The organism is Citrobacter sp. Cpo074, assembly GCF_030332745.1.
GTDB lineage: Bacteria > Pseudomonadota > Gammaproteobacteria > Enterobacterales > Enterobacteriaceae > Citrobacter > Citrobacter portucalensis.
This window is the reverse complement of the sequence record NZ_JAOWHG010000034.1, coordinates 605,889-627,884: the sequence shown is the minus strand read 5'-3', so window position 1 is coordinate 627,884 and position 21,996 is coordinate 605,889. Positions and strand designations below refer to the sequence as shown.

The 21,996-nt window shown below is 52.8% G+C and carries 16 protein-coding genes; 4 read left to right on the top strand and 12 right to left on the bottom strand.

The window, feature by feature from the left end; all coding sequences use genetic code 11:
* The first annotated feature begins 206 nt into the window (after nt 1–206).
* Complete coding sequence (locus OGX83_RS21080; RefSeq protein WP_003023312.1) at nt 207–1,529, top strand: MFS transporter; 1,323 nt, start codon at nt 207–209, stop codon at nt 1,527–1,529.
* Between the two features lie 83 nt (nt 1,530–1,612).
* On the opposite strand, the gene OGX83_RS21075 is transcribed toward OGX83_RS21080, so the two are convergent.
* Both OGX83_RS21075 and pdeH read right to left on the bottom strand, forming a co-directional pair.
* Entirely contained in the window at nt 1,613–3,673 is a 2,061-nt protein-coding gene (locus OGX83_RS21075; RefSeq protein WP_048227286.1) for an AsmA family protein, read from the bottom strand.
* A gap of 78 nt (nt 3,674–3,751) precedes the next feature.
* A complete protein-coding gene (gene pdeH, locus OGX83_RS21070) occupies nt 3,752–4,519 on the bottom strand; it encodes a cyclic-guanylate-specific phosphodiesterase (protein WP_008786408.1) in 768 nt (255 codons plus the stop codon).
* A 230-nt stretch (nt 4,520–4,749) separates the two neighbouring features.
* Between pdeH and kdgK the strand changes: the two genes are divergently transcribed.
* Complete coding sequence (gene kdgK, locus OGX83_RS21065; RefSeq protein ID WP_286589057.1) at nt 4,750–5,679, top strand: 2-dehydro-3-deoxygluconokinase; 930 nt, start codon at nt 4,750–4,752, stop codon at nt 5,677–5,679.
* A gap of 99 nt (nt 5,680–5,778) precedes the next feature.
* Here kdgK and OGX83_RS21060 read toward each other — a convergent pair whose 3' ends face one another.
* The 4 genes from OGX83_RS21060 to OGX83_RS21045 form a co-directional block, all read right to left on the bottom strand.
* A complete protein-coding gene (locus OGX83_RS21060; protein ID WP_032945317.1) occupies nt 5,779–7,272 on the bottom strand; it encodes a M16 family metallopeptidase in 1,494 nt (497 codons plus the stop codon).
* 221 nt (nt 7,273–7,493) lie between these two features.
* On the bottom strand, nt 7,494–8,780 hold the full coding sequence (gene dctA, locus OGX83_RS21055; RefSeq protein ID WP_008786411.1) for a C4-dicarboxylate transporter DctC: 1,287 nt from the start codon (nt 8,778–8,780) through the stop codon (nt 7,494–7,496).
* Nucleotides 8,781–8,937: 157 nt separating this feature from the next.
* Nucleotides 8,938–10,944 (bottom strand): biofilm formation regulator HmsP, encoded by a 2,007-nt coding sequence (gene hmsP / locus OGX83_RS21050; RefSeq protein WP_075553079.1) that lies wholly within the window; start codon nt 10,942–10,944, stop codon nt 8,938–8,940.
* A gap of 225 nt (nt 10,945–11,169) precedes the next feature.
* The gene (locus OGX83_RS21045; protein WP_003827426.1) at nt 11,170–11,277 is read right to left on the bottom strand and encodes a type I toxin-antitoxin system toxin Ldr family protein; all 108 of its coding nucleotides are present in this window, start codon (nt 11,275–11,277) and stop codon (nt 11,170–11,172) included.
* Nucleotides 11,278–11,702: 425 nt separating this feature from the next.
* On the opposite strand from OGX83_RS21045, the gene megL reads away from it, so the two are divergent.
* Complete coding sequence (megL, locus tag OGX83_RS21040) at nt 11,703–12,899, top strand: methionine gamma-lyase (protein ID WP_008786414.1); 1,197 nt, start codon at nt 11,703–11,705, stop codon at nt 12,897–12,899.
* A 117-nt stretch (nt 12,900–13,016) separates the two neighbouring features.
* On the top strand, nt 13,017–14,315 hold the full coding sequence (locus OGX83_RS21035) for an SLC5/6 family protein (RefSeq protein WP_008786415.1): 1,299 nt from the start codon (nt 13,017–13,019) through the stop codon (nt 14,313–14,315).
* A 35-nt stretch (nt 14,316–14,350) separates the two neighbouring features.
* On the opposite strand, the gene OGX83_RS21030 is transcribed toward OGX83_RS21035, so the two are convergent.
* The 6 genes from OGX83_RS21030 to dppA form a co-directional block, all read right to left on the bottom strand.
* A complete protein-coding gene (locus OGX83_RS21030; protein ID WP_057067482.1) occupies nt 14,351–15,553 on the bottom strand; it encodes a sigma-54 interaction domain-containing protein in 1,203 nt (400 codons plus the stop codon).
* Between the two features lie 176 nt (nt 15,554–15,729).
* Nucleotides 15,730–16,734 carry a dipeptide ABC transporter ATP-binding subunit DppF gene (dppF, locus tag OGX83_RS21025; RefSeq protein ID WP_071446715.1) on the bottom strand — a complete coding sequence of 335 codons (1,005 nt, stop codon included), beginning with the start codon at nt 16,732–16,734 and terminating at the stop codon, nt 15,730–15,732.
* Entirely contained in the window at nt 16,731–17,714 is a 984-nt protein-coding gene (gene dppD, locus OGX83_RS21020) for a dipeptide ABC transporter ATP-binding protein (protein ID WP_048236981.1), read from the bottom strand. The genes dppF and dppD overlap by 4 nt, the downstream gene beginning before the upstream one ends.
* 10 nt (nt 17,715–17,724) lie before the next feature.
* Nucleotides 17,725–18,627 carry a dipeptide ABC transporter permease DppC gene (dppC, locus tag OGX83_RS21015; protein WP_003024315.1) on the bottom strand — a complete coding sequence of 301 codons (903 nt, stop codon included), beginning with the start codon at nt 18,625–18,627 and terminating at the stop codon, nt 17,725–17,727.
* Between the two features lie 9 nt (nt 18,628–18,636).
* On the bottom strand, nt 18,637–19,656 hold the full coding sequence (dppB, locus tag OGX83_RS21010; RefSeq protein WP_003827415.1) for a dipeptide ABC transporter permease DppB: 1,020 nt from the start codon (nt 19,654–19,656) through the stop codon (nt 18,637–18,639).
* A gap of 166 nt (nt 19,657–19,822) precedes the next feature.
* Nucleotides 19,823–21,430 carry a dipeptide ABC transporter periplasmic-binding protein DppA gene (gene dppA / locus OGX83_RS21005; RefSeq protein ID WP_003827414.1) on the bottom strand — a complete coding sequence of 536 codons (1,608 nt, stop codon included), beginning with the start codon at nt 21,428–21,430 and terminating at the stop codon, nt 19,823–19,825.
* Between the last annotated feature and the right edge of the window lie 566 nt (nt 21,431–21,996).

The following is a 21,996-nucleotide window of genomic DNA, read 5'->3' as shown; positions in this document are numbered from 1 at the left end:
ACCCGTAACTTTTATTTAACCAAAAACCAGTTTTATCATCCAAGTTTTAAATTGTGTGAAGCATTTCATGGAAGTGAAATCTCAAGCCTAAAAATTATCCCCTTTTTGCTCTGTTTTTGACCAATCTCAAAGTTTGTTACAGATTGAAATGTCTCTTTTGCTGTGCGTAATATGACCTTTCGTTCGGCCAAAAATAAGAAAATATTATGCAAGCAACAGCCACAACACTCGACAACGAACAGGAACACACCCCGGTCAACTCGCGCAATAAAGTTGTCGTCGCCTCGCTCATTGGCACCGCCATTGAGTTCTTCGACTTCTATATTTACGCCACCGCCGCGGTGATCGTGTTCCCGCATATCTTCTTCCCGCAGGGGGATCCGACCGCGGCTACGCTACAGTCCCTCGCCACTTTTGCTATCGCCTTTGTGGCCCGACCAATCGGTTCCGCGGTGTTCGGACATTTCGGCGATCGCGTCGGCCGTAAAGTCACGCTGGTTGCTTCACTGCTTACCATGGGGATCTCGACAGTCGTCATTGGTCTGCTGCCGGGCTATGAAACTATCGGCATTTTCGCCCCACTGCTGCTGGCGCTGGCGCGTTTTGGCCAGGGTTTAGGTCTGGGCGGTGAATGGGGCGGCGCAGCGTTGCTGGCGACGGAAAACGCACCACCGCGCAAACGCGCGCTGTACGGATCATTTCCGCAGTTGGGCGCGCCTATCGGTTTCTTCTTCGCCAACGGTACCTTTCTGCTGCTCTCCTGGCTGCTGACCGACGAACAGTTCATGAGCTGGGGCTGGCGCGTACCGTTCATCTTCTCCGCGGTGCTGGTGATTATCGGTCTGTACGTCCGCGTTTCATTGCATGAATCCCCGGTTTTCGCCAAAGTAGCCGCGGCGAAAAAACAGGTGAAAATCCCGCTGGGTACTCTACTGACAAAACATGTTCGCGTGACGATCCTCGGCACGTTCATCATGCTGGCGACCTATACGCTGTTCTATATCATGACCGTCTATTCGATGACGTTCAGTACCGCCGCAGCGCCTGTAGGGCTTGGCCTGCCGCGTAATGAAGTGTTGTGGATGCTGATGATGGCGGTCATTGGTTTTGGCGTCATGGTGCCGGTGGCGGGCCTGCTGGCCGATGCGTTTGGTCGCCGCAAGAGCATGCTCATCATCACCACGCTGATCATTCTGTTTGCGCTGTTTGCCTTTAAACCGCTGCTCGGCTCTGGCAATCCGGTGCTGGTGTTCGCCTTCCTGTTGCTGGGCTTAAGCCTGATGGGTCTGACATTTGGCCCGATGGGCGCACTGCTGCCGGAGCTGTTCCCGACCGAAGTGCGCTACACGGGGGCGTCGTTCTCGTACAACGTTTCGTCGATTCTCGGCGCATCGGTTGCCCCATACATCGCTGCATGGTTGCAGGCGAATTATGGTCTGGCGGCTGTTGGTACGTATCTGGCATCGATGGCGGCATTGACGCTGATTGCACTGCTGTTGACCCACGAAACCCGCCATCAGTCGTTGTAATTCTTTTGCCGGATGCGGCATAACCACCTTATCCGGCCTGGGTTGAGCATGAAATCCAGGCCGGATAAACATCCGGCCAGACATCACTTCTTCATCTGTGACAGGATCGTCCGGCACTGATTCGCGTCACCCTCTGACGGCGAAATCAGCGCCAACAAGGCCGCCGCAGGAGTGACTAACGTGGCTAATGCGGCAGCAACCGCACCGCGCGCAATCAGCGGTCCGGCCTTCACGCCAGCCTGCGGATTCTTAAATGTGCCGCGAACATACAGCGGCGAACGCAGAGTAATAATACGAATCCCTTTGCTCTCCGGATCGATGGTTAAATCCAGTTGCTCCGACGCAAAGCTTGCCGTACCAGTGACATTGATGACTGCGTTTTCCGTGTCGAAAGCAAAAATCTGCGGACGCGCCACGCCGTTAACAATATCCAGATTCGCCGCCGCGCAGTTCACCCGCACTTCGTCATCACCAAATATCTGCCCGACAAGATAGTTCCCCAGATTCAAGCCCACAATTTCCATCAGATTCCGGCTGATCAAGCCGTCATTCATCAGCAGTTTCAGGTTGCCATTGCTGTTACCCAGCAGCGCCGCTACCGAGTTTCCACTTCCGCTAAACCGGGCGTCCCCGTTCATTTCACCGAGCGTTTTCTGCATCAGTTCCACATCGGGCATCAGCGCTTTTAGCTTCAGCCGCCGCGCCTGAATATCCGCCTGCCCCCGCATCGGCTTTTTATCCCCTTCCAGATGGATGCTGGAGACAATGCTGCCTCCCGCAAGACCAAATTTCAGCGGTTGCAGGCGCAGGTCAGCATTTTTCAGGATGATATGAGTGGAGAGATCGCTGATCGGCAGGCTACTGCCATGCTCAATACGCCGTCCTTTGAAACGCACGTCAGCGTCCATCACGTTCCATTTATCGGTTTCAAAACGGTCATACGGCAAGACCTTGTCCGCTGGCTGAACGCTCTTCTCACCTTTGCGCTGTTCAGATTGTTTTGCCCGTTCCGCCCCTTTGCCTGAATCCACCCCGATCAGCGGCCCCAAATCGGCCAGCCTCAGCTGGCGTGATTCCACATCGCCCTTCAGCATGGGTCGCGGTTTACCGGTGGTGTAGGCCAGCGTTCCGTGAATATCGCTGTCGCCAATGCGGCCATTGAAATCGCGATAATCAAAAACAGAGGATTTTTCCGGGTCAATTTTCGCCACCAGACGTCCGTCGGTTTCAAACGGCGGCGTATCCGGGAGCAGTACGCCGGTCAAATCGTACAAATCCCCTAGCGAATCTCCCGAGAATTTAAGCCGCAGATCCGCCCCGCCCATATTCATCGGATCGTTTATCGTGCCGATAAACGCTACGCGCGTATTGCCCGAACGGAAATCAGCCTGAATCGGGAAAGGCGTATCTTCGCCACGCAGCGCCAGCATTCCGCCTATTTTTCCGCTACCGCTTAGCGGTTCGCCGTTATATCGTCCTTGCGCTTTCAGCCCAAACACGTAGTCCTCGACACGGGCGTTGCTCTCTTTACCTTTTGCGCCGGTCACTTCGCTAAAGGGTAACGGTTTACCCAGCGGATCGACCAGGATCTCAATCTCCGACTTCGTCACCTTATCGTTAATAGCGATACGTCCCTGGTCGAACAGAATGTTATCCAGCCGGAAAGACCATGCGGATGGCGGCGCATCAGGATCGCGGTTTTCGTCCCCAGCTAAGTTAAAGGTCCAGTTATTGTTTTTCTCCGACAGGCGGATCAGCCGCGCATCGGGTTTGACCAGCTTGACCCACGGGAGCCAGACGGTTTTTGTCAGCAGTGCCAGCGGGGCGAGCGTAGCTTCAACGCGCGGGAGATGCACCATGGTGACGTCGGGAATGTCCGGCGGGTTGCCGAGGATGATATCTTCAGCATGAACATGCGGCCACGGAACCCAGCTACGCCAGCCAGTTTCCTGCTTCTGGCGTTCCCAAACCACGCCCAGGTCACCCCGTATAGCAAAGGGCCGGTTGAGTTCTGTAGAGACTTTCTGGTTGATGGTCGGTTTGAGCCGGTTCCAGTCAAATGTCGCAATCACAATGATGAGTACGACGATCAACAACAAGAAAACCCCTATTACTGATATGGTTATTTTACCTGTTTTCGTCATGTCTAACCTCCTTACTTCCTTCCTTGCCTGTCCTAAAGATAGTCCAGCAGGATGAAAAGGAGGTGCACTACGCCCTCATCAAAGCGACAGGATCACCTCTTCAAGCGTATCCAGAGGCACTGGACGAGAGAGAAAATAGCCTTGCGCAGCGAAAGCCGGTGAGTTTTGCACATCGCGCCACTCTTCCAGCGTTTCAACACCTTCGACAATGACACCGCGGCAATAGCGGTTCATGAGCTGTAATAGTAGTGTGAAGAGATTACGTCCCTCCGGCGTCTTGCGCAGCATGACGAACAGATCCCGCGCCACTTTGATATAGTCATAACTCACTTCACTAAGCGCCGAGAAGTTCGCCATTCCGGTACCAAAGTCATCCAGCCAGAGCGGGCCGAACTCGCACATTGAGGCGAACGACGACCCCTTCGGCAAGCGGATATGTTCCACCAGCTCAAAACGCAGCCACGGCAGGCCTTCAATGATTTTCAGGATTTCGGGATCCTGACGCATCGCAATGAGTGTTGGCCCATCGACATTCACTGAAGCCAGCAGGTTGTTGGCTCTGAAAAAGCCCCCTTTCAGCTCAAGCTGCAGAAGTTGCTCTTTCACTACATCAACACGATGCCGTACAGCCACTTCAGCAAAATAGCGGTCTGGTGCAATACGTTGGGAAGGGTTATCAGGATGGCTCACGACGGTCAGCAGTTCAACGGCCATCAGCCGTCCGTTGGTCTGGTAAATTGGCTGGTAGGTGTAAGCACGCTCGCACTGCAGCCAATAGCGTCTTTCCAGCAAGCTTTCAATACTCGCATCGGGCGTAATGAGCTGCTGGGTAACCTGCTTTATCATCTGAGATGTCCTGTAAATAAGAGTGTGACTGACCGGACTCGTCAAAGGTTATCGGCGCTCAGACGAAGAACTTTACGTTCAGCTGTGCGCAAAAATAAAAACTAAGTGGCAAAAACAACGCAGAACACGTGCTGGCTCAAAAAAATAATGGAACGATGTTTTAATATAGTTGACCACTTAACACCCACAGCGCACACTAACGCTAATTTTTTTCAGAGCAGGTTACGACTATGTCCAGAAAGATTGCCGTGATTGGCGAATGCATGATTGAGCTGTCACAGAAAGGCGCTGACGTTCAGCGCGGATTCGGTGGCGACACGTTGAATACATCCGTTTATATCGCCCGTCAGGTCGATGCGGCGGCACTTTCCGTACACTATGTGACTGCACTGGGTACCGACAGTTTTAGCCAACAAATGCTGGAGTCCTGGCAGGGTGAAAACGTAGACACTTCATTAACCCAGCGCATGGAAAACCGCCTGCCAGGTCTCTACTACATTGAGACCGACAGCACTGGCGAGCGCACCTTCTATTACTGGCGTAATGAAGCCGCCGCAAAATTCTGGCTGGAGAGCGAGCAGTCTGCCGCGGTTTGCGAAGAGCTGGCGACATTTGACTACTTGTATCTGAGCGGAATCAGCCTGGCGATTTTAAGCCCGGCAAGCCGTGACAAGCTGCTGTCATTGCTGCGTGAATGCCGTGCCAACGGCGGAAAGGTCATTTTTGACAATAACTACCGCCCACGTCTGTGGAGCAGCAAAGAAGAAACCCAGCAGGTGTATCAGCAGATGTTGGAATGCACCAATATCGCATTCCTGACGCTGGACGATGAAGACGCACTGTGGGGTGAAAAACCCGTTGCCGAGGTGATTGCCCGTACTCACGCAGCTGGCGTTCAGGAAGTGGTTGTGAAGCGTGGCGCAGACTCTTGCCTGGTTTCAATTGCAGGCGAAGAACTGATCGACGTTCCGGCCGTTAAATTGCCGAAAGAGAAAGTGATCGATACCACTGCGGCCGGAGACTCCTTCAGCGCCGGGTATCTGGCGGTCCGTCTGACCGGTGGCGATGCCGCCGAAGCCGCAAAACGCGGCCACCTGACGGCAAGCACCGTCATTCAGCATCGTGGGGCGATTATCCCCCGCGACGCCATGCCGCAATAATTTATTGTTCCTGTAGGCCGGATAAGGCGTTAACGCCGCATCCGGCACTGGGTAAGCCGGGAGCGCTTCACTTGCCCGGCTTACAGGTTACGATACCCTTTACTGTACAGGCGGGATATCCGTCACTTCAGGGTGTGATTCATCCGTTTCAACAGACGTTGCCGCTGCGGTAACGGGCGCCATAATGCTATCCCACGTCGCCTGCAGATCCTTCATATTGAATTCAGGTTCACCCTTCGGCTGCAGCAGAATTAACGCCATATCTTGCGACAGCTGCTGACGCAGGTCCTGATTCAGCATCTCAACGCTCAGGCTGTTGAGGAAGCTCTGGCGTAAACGCTGGTACTGTTCAGGCGCAATATCCACCACCTGATTTTGCAGCGAGCGCAAACGCTGGCTGATCAAAATATCGGTATCGGTACGACCATAGGTGGCAAACAGCTTCTGCAGTTCCAGATTCTTTTGCGCTACCAGCGCATTGAACTCTTCTTCCGGCAGTCCCTTATCACGCACTTTCGCCAGCTCACGCGCAACCGTACCCAGATTGGCGTTCAGCTTATCGTTCGGCGACTCAACGTTAATCGCGCACTGCGCGCGCAGGAACAGCACCCGGCAGTCAAATCCGAGGCCAATGTCTTTGGCATTGTTTTTGGTTAGCTCTTGCTGAATGTGCCAGAACAGCGCCTCACGAGCTAAATCAGCGCGCCAGTAACGTAACAGCGCGGCAGATTCACGGATCGGCTGCCACGGCGTATCCCACATAATAGACAGGCGATCCTGGCGTACCGCATCGGTCATAATACTCACGGCTTCAGCTCGCAGCGGAGAGAGCGTGGGAACCGGTGCAGGCGTTTCGCGTTTTCCTTTTAACTCGCCAAAGGTTTTATTGATTTGCTCAGCTACGCTGCGTGCATCAACGTTACCGACGATGATCAGCGTCATCGCGTCCGGGGTATACCATTTTTGGTAGAAAGACTGAATTTTCGACGCGTCTACCGGCGTTTTCAGCGGATCGGCGGGATCGTGCCCCAACAGGGTCGATCCCTTCAGACGGTAACGCCACCACCCTTCTTTGGTATCTGACGGCCAGGTTGCAACCATGTCTTCGCTATTCAGCGCATGATTGACCGTTTCAGAGGTGATGCTCAGTTTACCGGAGATATTTGCCAGATAAGAAAGTGACTCTTTCAGTAGGTCGTTACGGCTGTTAGGCAGACTGAGGTTATACAGCGTGGAATCATAGGAAACGATAACCGGCGGCATGGGACGTTTGGGATCGAACCCCTGCTGCCACAGTGAACGGGCTTGCGTGGCATCGAGGCCACCGCTTTGCGTCAGCGCGATACGCGGGATCGCATGGCTGAAACCACTCTGTTGCGCACTTTCGGTGAGTGAACCGGTATTGACCAGCAGGCGAACCTCAATACGGTCGCTCGGACGCTGGGGAGTGGCTAACACTTGCCACTGTAAACCATTTGCCAGCGTGCCCTGTTGCCACGCTGGATCAGGCTGGAGCGCATCTGCCTGCACATAGCCGGCAGTGGCCATCATCAGCAAGCCGCCCGCTAAAAGTCGAATTTTTGTGCCCTGCATGTGAACCCCTGATCAACTATCCTGGAAATAAAAAGACAGCCCTCGAAAGGACTCTCTGAATATGACGTTAAAAACACTTCGTGTTAGACCGCGAGAACATAAAAATGTCACGGAAGAAGTGAAAAAATCCCGAGCCGCCGAATCGACGGTTTCAGGCACAGGGGGTAATTATGCGCAAACGCCCGCAGTCCTGGAAGGGACTACGGGCATAAGTGACGAGATTAAGAGGATAAATCGTGCGTTTTGCCATCCGGCGCACGATTATTCAGCGTGTCATCCAGCTTTTTGGTATCCAATTCTTTCACCCATTTAGCCACAACGACAGTTGCAACACCGTTACCAATCAGGTTGGTCAGCGCACGGGCTTCAGACATGAAGCGGTCAATACCAAGAATCAGTGCCAGGCCAGCAACCGGTAAATGACCCACCGCAGAGATAGTCGCGGCCAGAACAATGAAGCCACTCCCGGTCACACCCGCTGCACCTTTTGAGGAGAGCAGGAGCACCACCAACAGGGTTATCTGATGGAAGATATCCATGTGGCTGTTGGTCGCCTGAGCGATAAACACCGCCGCCATAGTCAGATAGATTGATGTCCCATCAAGGTTAAACGAGTAGCCCGTGGGTATAACCAATCCGACAACCGACTTCCGACAGCCCAGTTTTTCCATCTTATCGAGCATACGCGGCAGCGCAGACTCGGAAGAAGAAGTACCCAGAACGATCAGCAGCTCTTCACGGATATAGCGGATGAATTTAAAGATACTGAAGCCGGTTGCGCGCGCAATTGAACCCAGCACCAGCACCACAAACAGAATACAGGTGATGTAGAAGCAGATGATTAGCTGACCCAGTTGCACCAGCGTTCCGACGCCATATTTACCGATGGTAAAGGCCATAGCACCGAAAGCACCGATAGGCGCCAGGCGCATGATCATATTGATGATGCCGAAAATAACCTGCGAGAAACTTTCAATCACGTTGAAAATCATCTGGCCCTTGCTGCCCAGACGATGCAGCGCAAAACCAAACATTACTGCAAACAGCAATACCTGCAGGATGTTACCGCTGGCAAACGCGCCAATGACGCTCGCCGGGATAATATCCATCAGGAAACCTACGATCCCCTGGTCTTTTGCCTGTTCGGCGTAAATCGCAACCGCTTTGGCATCCAGCGTCGCCGGATCGACGTTCATCCCGGCACCGGGTTGCACCACGTTAACAATGATAAGACCGATGATCAGCGCAATCGTACTGACCACTTCAAAATAAAGCAGTGCAACCGCACCGGTGCGGCCAACAGCTTTCATACTTTCCATGCCTGCAATGCCGGTAACGACAGTACAGAAGATGACAGGTGCGATGACCATCTTGATGAGCTTAACGAAGGCATCACCAAGCGGTTTCATTTGGGCGCCTAATTCAGGGTAGTAATGGCCAAGGAGAATACCAATGGCAATCGCTGTCAGGACCTGAAAGTAAAGGCTTTTGAATATAGAGGTTTTCATAGGGTGTCCTTAAAGTAAAAACCACAGGTCTTGTAAGGTTTTGTTTAACCTGCGGCCTTAAAGTAACACCCACACAACTTGACAGAAATGTACCTGGATCATAATTGATACAAAAATGTTAAAAATTTTGAGCTGGCTCGCACAAGCGAGACCTTTTTTAACTTTTGTAATCAGCGCTTTCCGGCGCCAGATAACGTTCTTCGAAGATATTTGCCGGAACCGGTCGGGCAAACAGGAACCCTTGTGCCACTTCCACCCCGGCTTGTGATAGCCATTCACGCTGCGCTTCGGTTTCGACACCTTCGGCGATCATCTGCAAATTAAGGCTGTGGGCCAACTGAATGATGGCGGAGATCATGCTGCAATCCTCAGGTACTCCGTCGACAAACATCTTATCGATTTTGAGGACATCCACCGGTAGCGACTTCATGTGCTGCAGCTGTCGCAGGCCCGCATACCCCATGCCAAAGTCATCCAGTGCGATACGTACTCCCGCATTACGCAATGGGCGCAAAATGGCCACCGCGGCGTGGGGATCATCGATATGCCGGCTTTCAGTCACTTCCAGGATCAACGTACCAGGCTTGATGCGATAGCGGTTTAACAACTCCAGCAGGTCCGAGACCATACTCGGGTGCATCAGCTGTAGTGCGGACAAATTCACCGACAGCGGCAGCATCAGACCCCGTTCCTGCCACGCTGACAGCTGGCGGCACGTCTCTTCCAGCACCCAGTAACCAACCGTCACCATCAGGCCGCAGGACTCAATCCTGTCGATTAACCCTTCGGGCAACTCCCAGCTTCCGTCCGGCTGCTGCATCCGCAATAATGCTTCTGCGCTCAATACCTTACCGCTGGACATTTCCACCTGCGGCTGCATCCAAAGCGCGAACTGACGATTATCCAGCGCGGTAAGAATATCGTTCTCTTCCGTCAAACGCTGCTGGGCCTCTTCCATCTGTAACGGATCAAAGAACTGAATTTGATTTTTACCCTTATGGCGCGAGGTTAACACGGCCGACAGGGCGCGGCGGTAAAGCTGTTCTGCGGTCAAATCACCATAGAACATTGCTACCCCAATGTTGCAGGTAGGACGCAGTTGAATACCCTGAATAGGTAATCGCTCGTTAACGATAGTGAGTACTTGCTGACCTAGAGTAATAGCGTGCCAGGGTTCTTTTACACCATGGGCGATGATGGCGAAGTCATAGCCACTCACTTGGGAAAGCACCATCCTGGGGGCTAATACCGACTTGAGTTTTTCGACCAGCGTAAGCAGCAGGATTTCCCGCTGAGTTTCGGTTAACACCCCCGCGGTGTCACGAAGGGTTTCGCAGGTGACAATCATCAGCGCCGTCGTCTGCTGGCGGGTAACAACCTGCTCCAGCAGCCCCATTAAAAACGACTTATTGGGCAGTTCGGAAACCGGGAAACGCATTGCAAAGTCGCTTTGCTCTTCGCTATGTCGCTGAATCAACTGCTGATTAAGATTGTAGCTACGCACCAGCATACCAATCTCATCATCCTGATGTAGACGCGGCAATGCCAGTTGATAGCCAATCAGATCCTGCTGTTGGATGTCGTTCAGCTCACGGGCAATTTTACGTAAGGGGTGCACAATCAAGCGGTTAATGCACCAGGAGATGGCGACGGTCAGTATTAACGACAAAAGTAAGTAAATGGTCACTAACGTCGAGAGCGTACTCATCACGAATTTGTACATGCGGTACGAATCCGCCTGCAGTACCAGATACGCCAGCGGTTGCGGGTTAGCTGAACGCTCAAGAGAATAGATCGGCAGCGAAATTTGTACCGGAAGCTCAAACAGGCGAGTCACCGTAACAGGAACGGGGCGTTCAGGGATAAAGCTCATCCGCAACGCCTGAAACTGATTGGGCAGCACCACATCGGCGCGACTTACCACGCCCGCTGGCCGAATACTTTTTAAAATGGCTTCCGCTTCGGGAATATCCCCTTTCAGGATAGTGTCCGACAGAGGCTCACGGACGGAGCGAGCGATACTTTCCAGTTGCGTAGCCGTGTTATAGCGGTTTTGCTGGACCAGATGGAACAACAAAACGGTGCAAAAAATAAAAACGAACACCATAACAACGGCCGCAACCATTGCCATCTGCTTAATTGTTAACGAGCGACTGACACGCAAACTGACTCTCCACGGATAGACGAAACTGCCGTCAGAGTATACCCGATCGTAGCGGTATTAAGAGAGGCGGTATCTGAAAACTTCCCAGCGTGCATTATCGCGACAGGATAGGCACCTGGCGACGAGATTTATCTGCATTTAAGCCGAAAAAGGCCGCAAGGTCGCCCCTGCGGCCTGGTTCGGGCGCATGTTGCCATCACGGCAGGCAGACGCCTACAAAGCGCATTACTTTCTGTTACGCAGCCAGCTCACAATCAGGCTGGCAATGGTGCCAGCGATGATTGGAGCCGCTAAATCGTGCCAGAAGGCCACGCCTAACTGTGCGAGCGTCATATAGCCGCCTGTGTTGCAATGGCAACTGTTCACGGCTATCCTTGAGTTGTTCAGGTTCAAGTCAGCCCCCGTTTTGTTGCCAGGTTTATACCGAACAACGTGCGGGGGTTTTCTCTTTCCAGCAACCGATGCCGCCGGGGATCAAGCCCCCGCAACATTGCGCCTCACCGGGAATTCCCGGCTTGCCGCTGATTCTACGGCAGCCCACTTGCCATATCACTGCGCAATATTGCGCTCTGCGTAGCGCCTCGCAATTCACCCATTTTCTTACCAGCACGCTGGAAAGATTCTTTCCAGTTGGCAACATTCCTGCCGACCATTAGTTCAGACAAAAACATAACACATTGATATCTATCAGTTCATTTTCTGGCACAGCGATTGCTATTTGACTGTGAGCTGTTCTGTTCCGAATTAAAGGAGATATCATGTCTGACTGTCGTACTTACGGATTCAACACCCAGATCGTTCACGCGGGGCAACAACCCGACCCTTCAACTGGCGCGCTTAGTACGCCTATTTTCCAGACCTCAACGTTTGTTTTTGACAGCGCCGAACAAGGTGCCGCCCGCTTTGCGCTCGAAGAGTCCGGGTACATTTACACCCGCTTGGGTAACCCCACCACCGATGCGCTGGAGAAAAAGCTGGCTGTACTGGAAAGAGGTGAAGCCGGGTTGGCAACCGCGTCCGGTATTTCTGCTATCACCACAACGCTGTTGACGCTTTGCCAGCAGGGTGACCATATCGTTTCCGCCAGCGCGATTTACGGCTGCACCCACGCGTTTTTGTCGCACAGCATGCCTAAGTTTGGGATTAACGTCAGCTTTGTCGACGCGGCAAAGCCTGAAGAAATCCGCGCCGCCATGCGACCAGAAACCAAAGTTGTGTATATCGAAACGCCCGCCAACCCAACGCTGTCGCTGGTCGACATTGAAACGGTTGCCGGTATCGCCCATCAACAGGGCGCATTGCTGGTGGTGGATAACACCTTTATGTCGCCGTACTGTCAGCAGCCTTTGCAACTGGGCGCGGATATTGTGGTTCACAGCGTCACCAAATATATCAACGGTCACGGGGATGTGATTGGCGGCATCATTGTTGGTAAGCAGGAGTTTATCGACCAGGCGCGGTTTGTAGGCCTGAAAGATATCACCGGCGGCTGCATGAGTCCTTTCAATGCGTGGTTAACACTGCGCGGCGTTAAAACGCTGGGCATTCGTATGGAACGCCACTGTGAAAATGCGCTGAAAATCGCCCGCTTCCTCGAAGGGCATCCATCTATTACTCGGGTGTATTATCCTGGCCTGACTTCGCATCCGCAGTATGAGCTGGGCCAGCGGCAAATGAGCCTGCCAGGTGGAATTATCAGCTTCGAAATCGCCGGCGGCCTCGAGGCTGGTAGGCGGATGATCAATTCTGTAGAATTGTGCCTCCTCGCGGTCAGTCTCGGTGATACCGAAACCCTCATTCAGCACCCAGCGTCTATGACACATTCGCCCGTTGCACCTGAGGAACGGCTCAAAGCAGGTATTACCGACGGGCTTATCCGTCTTTCTGTGGGTCTTGAAGATCCAGAAGATATTATTAACGACCTTGAACACGCCATCAGAAAGGCAACATTCTGACCAATATGGCCTGAACCGACGTCGTTCGGTTCAGGTTGTTGAGAATCAAGGCACAACAGTCTGGCAATACACGCGATCCTCTTTCGGGGAGAACGTGTATTTTGGGCAGGGGGTTCTATGCAGGACAACACATTACAATTAAGCAACAATACAGCAACCGCCGTACCATTCTCAAAAAAAATACCGTTTACGAAATACGATTTTGGCTGGGTATTACTGTGTATCGGCATGGCCATTGGTGCCGGAACGGTACTAATGCCGGTACAAATTGGCTTAACAGGCATTTGGGTATTTATCGTTGCCTTTATTATTGCTTATCCGGCAACTTATATTGTGCAGGATATTTATTTAAAAACATTATCAGAAAGCGAAACCTGCAATGACTACACTGATATTATAAGTCATTACCTGGGAAAAAACTGGGGCGTATTTCTTGGCGTCATCTATTTTCTGATGATTATTCACGGCATATTTATTTATTCCTTATCCGTGGTTTTTGACAGCGCCTCATATATTAAAACCTTCGGCTTGACCGAGGCCGATCTTTCGCAGTCGATAATCTATAAAGTGGCCATTTTTGCCGTGCTGGTCGCCATTGCTTCCGGGGGAGAAAAGCTGCTGTTCAAAATCTCCGGCCCGATGGTGGTGGTCAAAGTGGGTATCATCATCGTATTTGGTTTTGCGATGGTTCCGCACTGGAACTTCGCTAATATCAGCGCCTTCCCTGAAGCATCGGTCTTCTTTCGTGATGTACTGCTAACCATCCCGTTCTGCTTCTTCTCAGCGGTGTTTATTCAGGTGTTGAACCCAATGAACATCGCCTACCGCAAACGGGTGGCGGACCGGGTGCTGGCTACGCGTATGGCAATCCGTACGCATCGCATCAGTTACATTACTCTGATTGCTGTCATTCTGTTTTTCTCCTTCTCTTTTACCTTTTCCATTAGCCATGAAGAGGCCGTTTCGGCTTTCGAACAAAATATTTCAGCACTGGCGCTGGCGGCTCAGGTCATTCCTGGGCAGATTATTCATATCACCTCAACGGTATTAAATATCTTCGCCGTATTAACCGCGTTCTTTGGTATTTATCTGGGATTCCACGAAGCGATCAAAGGTATTATTCTCAACGTTCTGAGCCGCGTCATTGACATTGAGAAAATTAATCCGTTGGTGCTTACGCTGGGTATTTGCACCTTTATTGTTATCACCCTGGTCATTTGGGTGTCATTTCGCGTATCGGTACTGGTGTTCTTCCAGCTAGGTAGTCCGCTTTACGGGATTGTGTCGTGTATTATTCCGTTCTTCCTGATCTATAAAGTAACGCAACTGGAAAAACTGCGCGGACTGAAAACCTGGTTGATCCTGCTGTACGGAATTCTGCTGTGCCTGTCGCCCTTATTGAAGCTGATTGAATAACCCACGTATATCGCGCCGTCATACGCTGGCGGCGCTTAACTCACACTCTCCAGCTGATAGCCGCGAATTTTATTCAGCACCGTGGTGTGCGACACGCCCAGCGCTTTGGCGATATGCCGTGACGACACATTATCTTCCACCATCTGTTCAATGAGCTGGCGTTCAGCACACAGAACCTGCTCTTTAAAAGGACGTTCTGTCGGGCCCCGCTCAACGGCAGGCAAATTCACCATCCCTAATTCTTCCCGCGTAATAACATCGGATTCCGCCATCAGCATCAGGCGAATAATGGTATTTTCCAGTTCGCGCACGTTTCCCGGCCAGGTGTGATGGTGCAGGGCATCAAAACAGGCTTTATCCAGAATGATCCGCCGCTGGAATTCCTTTGCGTATTTCTGCACAAAGTGGCGAATCAGCAGGCTGATATCCTGTGGACGCTCGCGCAAAGGTGGAATGGTCAGTGAAAGCACGTTGATGCGGTAATAGAGATCGGCGCGCAGCAGACGTTGTTCTACCATCTCTTCCAGATTGGCATTGGTTGCCACAATAATGCGCACATTGACCGGAATAATATGCGCTCCGCCAACGCGCCGAATCCCGCCATCCTGAAGCACGCGCAGGAGTTTAGCCTGTAAGCTCAGCGACATTTCGCCAAACTCATCGAGAAAAAGGGTGCCTTTATCGGCCATTTCAAACAGCCCTTTTTTGCCTTTACAATCCGCGCCGCTGAAAGCCCCTTTCTCATAGCCAAAGAATTCACTCTCCATTAGCGACTCAGGTAGCGCAGAGCAGTTGACCGGAATAAACGGATAAAAACGTCGCTGCCCGGAATTATGGATAGCCCGGGCCAGCAGCTCTTTACCGGTCCCCGTATCGCCACGTATCAGAACGGTATATTTGCTGTCGGCAATTTTTATCGCCTTTTCGATAAGCGCGTGCATGCTCTGGCTGCTGCAAATAATGTCAGAGAAATAGCGCGGGCGTTCCGGTTCCGGCGTTGACAGCTCACTTATCTCCTCACAGAGGTAAGCGACATGAATAATATCGGCGCGCTGGCTTAAACAGGATTGCACACAGGAAATATCCTGTAGCTGGCGGCACCAGGATTTAATCAGGATCCGCCCAGGCGTGACTTTCATGGAGATGATATTGATATCACAGCAGGAAAATTCCTTCAGGACATCCTCAACCATCGACAGACGATCAATTGTTTTAATATCCCAGCGTATCGTGACCACATTTGCTCCTGGTAGTTAGCAACTGCGAAATAGATATTTTTGTGACTAGAGGGAATCTGACTACATTCTAGACGCTGTGGAATAATGTTCTGCCAAAGGACTCACATTGTGGACGTAAAGAGAAAATATAAAAAAACCGGAGCACAAGGCTCCGGTTATCGGGTCATAACCCAGGTTTATTGCTGTGGGTTTTCATCCTGGTCAACGGCAAAACACGCCACCAGTTGACCGCCGTAATCTTTCAACTGCGGCTGAAGCTGGGTACACGGACCAAAGCGACGACGGCAGCGGGCGTTAAACGCGCAGCCCGGCGGCGGATTCAGCGGGCTTGGCAGTTCACCGGTCAGCTTGATACGCTCACGGCGATCGTCCGGGTTCAGACGCGGCGTTGCGGAGAGCAGCGCTTGCGTGTACGGATGACGCGGATTATTGAAGATTTGGTCCTTCGTCCCTTTCTCCACGCAGCGGCCTAAATACATCACCATCACTTCATCGGCAATGTGCTCGACCACCGACAGGTCGTGCGAGATAAAGACGTATGACAGCCCCAGTTCCTGCTGCAAATCCATCATCAGATTCAGCACCTGCGCACGCACCGAGACGTCCAGCGCTGAGACCGGTTCATCGGCAATCACCACGTCCGGGTCAAGCATCAGACCGCGAGCGATGGCAATACGCTGACGCTGACCGCCGGAGAACATATGCGGATAGCGGTCGTAGTGTTCGGTTTTCAGCCCCACTTTCGCCATCATCGCCAGCGCTTTTTCACGACGCTCCTCTTTGCTGAGCGTGGAGTTGATCAGCAGCGGCTCTTCCAGAATCTGCCCCACTTTCTTACGCGGGTTCAGGGAACCGTACGGGTTCTGGAATACAATCTGGATTTTCTGCCGACGCAGCTTTTGCGCCTGCGGGTCGTGCTTAAGCAGATCCTGTCCCTGGTAATACAGCTCACCGCCGGTCGGGACTTCAATCATCGTCAGCAGGCGGCCAAGGGTGGATTTCCCACAGCCCGACTCGCCTACCACCGCCAGCGTTTTACCGCGTTCTAAGGTAAAGGAGACGCCGTCCAGCGCTTTCACCAGGCGCTCCGGGGCGAACATGCCCTTTTTCACCGGGTAGTGTTTTTTCAGATCAATAGCCTGCAACAGCGGCTGTGACAAAGCGGCCTTTTGCGTACTCATAGCCCAGGCCTCCCGGCATCATCAAGTGGGTAGTGGCATTTCGACTGACGACCGCCTTCCAGCAGGTTCAGTTCAGGTTCTTCAGCGCGGCATTTGTCGGTCGCATAGGGGCAGCGTGGGTTCAGCAAACAGCCGCTCGGGCGGTCATATTTCCCGGGAACCACGCCCGGCAGCGAGGCCAGACGTGCTTTATCCTGAGCAAACTCAGGCAGCGCACGCAGCAGCGCCTGGGTGTAAGGATGACGCGGCGCGCGGAAAATATCCTGCGCGGCTCCGGTTTCTACCACCTGGCCGGCGTACATCACGATGATTTTGTGTGCCGCTTCAGCCACCAGCGCCAGATCGTGCGTGATTAAGACCAGCGCCATGTTCTCTTTTTGCTGCAATTCCAGCAGTAGCTCGATGATCTGCGCCTGAATAGTCACATCCAGCGCCGTTGTCGGTTCGTCGGCAATCAGCAGTTTCGGACGACAGGCTATCGCCATCGCGATCATCACGCGCTGGCTCATCCCACCGGACAACTGGTGCGGATATACATCAAGACGCGAGGCCGGATCGGGAATTCCCACCAGCGTCAGCAGGTCTATTGCCCGCTGAACACGCGTTTTTTTGTTGCCGCCCTGGTGCACTTTAATGGCTTCCATAATCTGGTAGCCGACGGTGTAGCAGGGGTTAAGGCTGGTCATCGGGTCCTGGAAGATCATCGCCACTTCCGCACCCACTAACTGGCGACGCTCTTTCTCAGAGATGCGCTTCAGGTCGCGACCATTAAACTCCAGATTTTCGGCCATAACGCGGCCTGGGTAGTCAATCAGTCCCATAATCGCCAGCGAACTGACGGACTTACCAGAGCCGGACTCTCCTACAATGCCAACCACTTCACCCTGATTCACACTGTAGCTAATGCGGTCTACGGCGCGGAATTCGGAACCTACGTCGCCGAAATGCACCGATAATTTATCTACATTTAATAACGCCATCTCGAACCTCTTACTGCTTCAGTTTGGGATCGAGCGCGTCACGCAGACCGTCACCCATCAGGTTAAATGCCAGCACCGTCAACAGGATCGCCAGCCCCGGGAAGGTCACAACCCACCAGGCGCTTTGGGCAAACTGCAGAACGTCAGAGAGCATGGTGCCCCATTCCGGCGTAGGCGGCTGTGCGCCCATCCCCAGGAAGCCGAGGGCAGCCATATCGAGAATGGCGTTAGAGAAGCCAAGCGACGCCTGAACAATCAGCGGCGCAAGACAGTTAGGAAGAATGTTGACGAACATCTGGCGCATCGCGCCGGCTCCCGCCACGCGAGATGCGGTGACGTAGTCGCGGTTAACCTCCACCAGCACGGCGGCGCGCGTCAAACGGACATAGTGCGGCAATGCCACGAACGTCAGCGCCAGCGCGGCGTTGCCAATCGAGGGGCCAAATACAGCCACCAGCACCAGTGCCAGCAACAGGCTCGGCAATGCCAGCATGATATCGACCACACGCATGATGACGTTATCGACAATCCCGCCAAAGTAACCGGCGATCAGCCCAAGAACCACGCCCATCAGCAGGGAGAGTACTACCACCAGACAGCCGACCAACAGCGACAGACGCGCACCGTACATCAGGCGGGACAACACGTCGCGGCCCACATCATCAGTACCAAACAGATGGGCCATGGTTCCGCCTTCCTGCCACGCGGGAGGAGCCAGCAGCGTATCGCGGAACTGGTCTGCCGGGTTGTAGGGTGCGAGGACGTTGGCAAAGACCGCAATCAGGATCATCACCACAACGTACACCAGCCCAACAACCGCACCTTTGTTGCGTTTAAAATAGTGCCAGAACTCCTGCAGCGGAGTCATCGGCACCGGTGCAGCAATAACTTTATTTTCAGTAACCTGTGACATGATGGCCCCTTACTTCTTATGCCGAATACGCGGGTTCACCACGCCGTACAGCAGGTCTACCAGCAGGTTGACGAGGATAATCATCGTCGCGACCAGCAGCACCCCGCCCTGCACCACCGGATAATCGCGGCGTTGCAGCGCATCGATCAGCCAGCGCCCCAGCCCCGGCCACGAGAAGATGGTCTCGGTCAGAATCGCCCCGGCCAGCAGCGTACCAACCTGCAGGCCGATAACGGTCACCACGGGCAGCATCGCGTTACGCAGAGCGTGAATAATGATGACGCGCATACGGGTCAGGCCTTTGGCGCGCGCGGTACGGATGTAATCTTCACCCAGCACTTCCAGCATCGATGAACGGGTCATACGCACAATGACCGCCAGAGGAATGGTACCCAGCACCATCGCAGGCAGGATCATATGCGCCAACGCATCAATAAAGTTGCCCTCTTCACCCCAGATGGCGGTGTCGATCAGCATAAAGCCGGTTAGCGGATTGGAATCATCAAGGAACACCATGTCGCTCACGCGCCCAGAAACTGGCGTCAGGTTCCACTGCACGGAAACCAGCATGATCAGCATCATGCCCCACCAGAAAATCGGCATAGAGTAACCGGTCAGCGCCAGGCCAACTGCCGTGTGATCGAAAATGGAGCCGCGCTTAACGGCAGCAAGTACACCCACTGGGATACCCACTGCGACGGCGAAAATCATCGCGCAGACGCCGAGTTCCAGCGTTGCTTTGAAGCGAGGTACGAACTCTTCCCACACCGGTAAGCGGCTTTTCAGTGAGATACCTAAATCACCATGCATAACCCCCCAGATATAGTGGAGGTACTGCTGCCACATCGGCTTATCCAGACCGAGTTCAGCCAACAGTTGAGCATGACGCTCAGGGGAGATCCCACGTTCACCCGCCATGATCATAACCGGATCGCCGGGGATCATATGGACAAAGGCAAAGGTGAGAAGAGTGATACCGATAAACGTGGGGATGACGAGTCCCAAACGTCGGAGAATGAACTGCAACATAACCCGGATTCTCTCTAATGACGCACGGCCTGGAACCGTGAGTCTGTATTGCTCACAAATCTTATCCCACGCAAACTGCATCGCGGGTAAAGCATTACGCCGGAGGGCGCTGCGCTTATCCGGCCTACACAACACCGGGGCGCAGCGCTTCCTTAATTGCTTTTAATTATTCGACAGAGACGTTTTCGAAGTGGTGTTTGCCTAATGGATCAACCACATAGCCTTTCACTTCTTTACGCACTGGTTCGTACACGGTGGAGTGAGCAACAATCAGAGCCGGAGCCTGGTCGTGCATAACAACCTGAGCTTGCTTGTACAGTTCAATACGTTTGTTGTGATCGTCGGTCGCACGCGCCGGCTGGATCAGGTCTTCAAACGGCTTGTAGCACCAGCGAGAGTAGTTGGAACCGTCTTTCGCTGCCGCACAGCTGAACAAGGTCGCGAAGAAGTTGTCCGGATCCCCGTTGTCACCGGTCCAGCCCATCATCACCGCCTGATGCTCACCCGCTTTGGCGCGTTTCAGATACTCGCCCCACTCGTAGGTCACAATCTTGGCCTGAACGCCAATTTTCGCCCAGTCAGCCTGAACCATTTCTGCCATACGACGTGCGTTCGGGTTATATGGACGCTGTACCGGCATAGCCCACAGCTCAACGGTAAAGCCTTTGTCCTGACCAGCTTCCTTCAGCAGCGCTTTGGCCTTCTCAGGATCGTAGGTGTAGTCTTTAACGTCGTCGTTATAGCCCCACATGGTCGGCGGGATCAGGTTTTTCGCGGCAACGCCAGCGCCCTGATAAACCGCTTTGATGATCGCTTCTTTGTTTACCGCGTAGGTCAGCGCCTGACGGACTTTCACGTCATCAAACGGTTTTTTCTCGGTGTTGAAAGAGAGGTAGCCAACGTTCAGACCCGCCTGTTCCATCAGGTTGATGTTTTTATCCTGCTTCATGCGCGCGATGTCTGCCGGGTTCGGGTACGGCATCACCTGGCACTCGTTCTTCTGCAGTTTGGCGTAACGCACGGAAGCGTCAGGCGTAATGGAGAAGACCAGACGGTCGATCTGCGGCTTGGTGCCCCAGTAACCTTCGAATGCTTTATACAGAATACGGGAGTCTTTCTGGTACTGCTGCAGCTGGAACGGACCGGTACCAATTGGGTTCAGATCCACTTTCTCCGGAGAACCGGCTTTCAGCATGTTGTCAGCATATTCTTTGGAAAGAATAGAAGCGAAGTCCATCGCCAGGTCAGCCAGGAACGGCGCTTCCGGGCGAGTCAGCACGAACTGAACGGTTTTATCGTCCACTTTTTTCACTTCGGAGATCAGATCCGGCAGACCCATCCCTTCGAAGTATTCATAGCTGCCGCCAGAGACTTTGTGGTACGGGTTCTGGGCATTTTTCTGACGATCGAAAGAGAACACCACGTCATCGGCGTTAAAATCGCGCGTCGGTTTAAATTCTTTGTTGTCCTGCCACTTCACGCCCTGACGCAGGTGGAAGGTATAGGTTTTGCCGTCTTCGCTGATTTCCCACTTCTCAGCAAGGCCCGGGATCACTTCAGTCGTACCGGTTTTGAACTCGACCAGGCGGTTATAGATCGGTACGGAGCTGGCATCATAGGTGGTGCCAGAGGTGAAAAGCTGCGGGTTAAAGCCTTCAGGAGATCCTTCTGAACAATAAACCAGAGTTTTAGCCTGTACGCTTGCTGCGACGGTCATAGCCACCAGGCTCAGACCAAGCTTCAGCATCCCTGACTTCTTCAAGGAAATACTCATTCTTCTGCTCCAATGTGATGTTTGTTGTTTTACCCTTTGCAGTGGGTTTGCACCGCCTGGCCTTTTTTGTTTTTTACCCGGCCGGGTCGGCGTTAAGAGGATGGGGATTCCGTTCACATAAGCGACTGAGTTGCAGTGCGGATTCTCCATGAAATGCCCCTCATACCCTACAATCTGTCAACAGAATGTGAAAACGTCAATACAGGTCACCGTGATTTACGCCAACGGTGAGAATTCGCAAACAAAGATTAAAAAAAGTGCGGAAGGACATTTTCAGCAGGGAAATTTGTGCTACGCGCACTATGCCAGAATAAACATCTTCATATTTCGCAACATTTGGTGATTAACATTTATGCAATTTATTCAAACTTTCTAAATTAATGCTGCATATCTGAGCGATTAATACCATGAACGTTAAAGCGCACAGCGGAAAATGCCAGCTTCAGCCATAAGTAGCGCAAAAAAAGTTTCAAGCAAATATAAAAAAAGGCAATGGAATATGTCACAGAATCGTTAACAGTCAGTGGGAAGTGGTGCACAATTTTTGCAGATAAAATGAAGGTCAA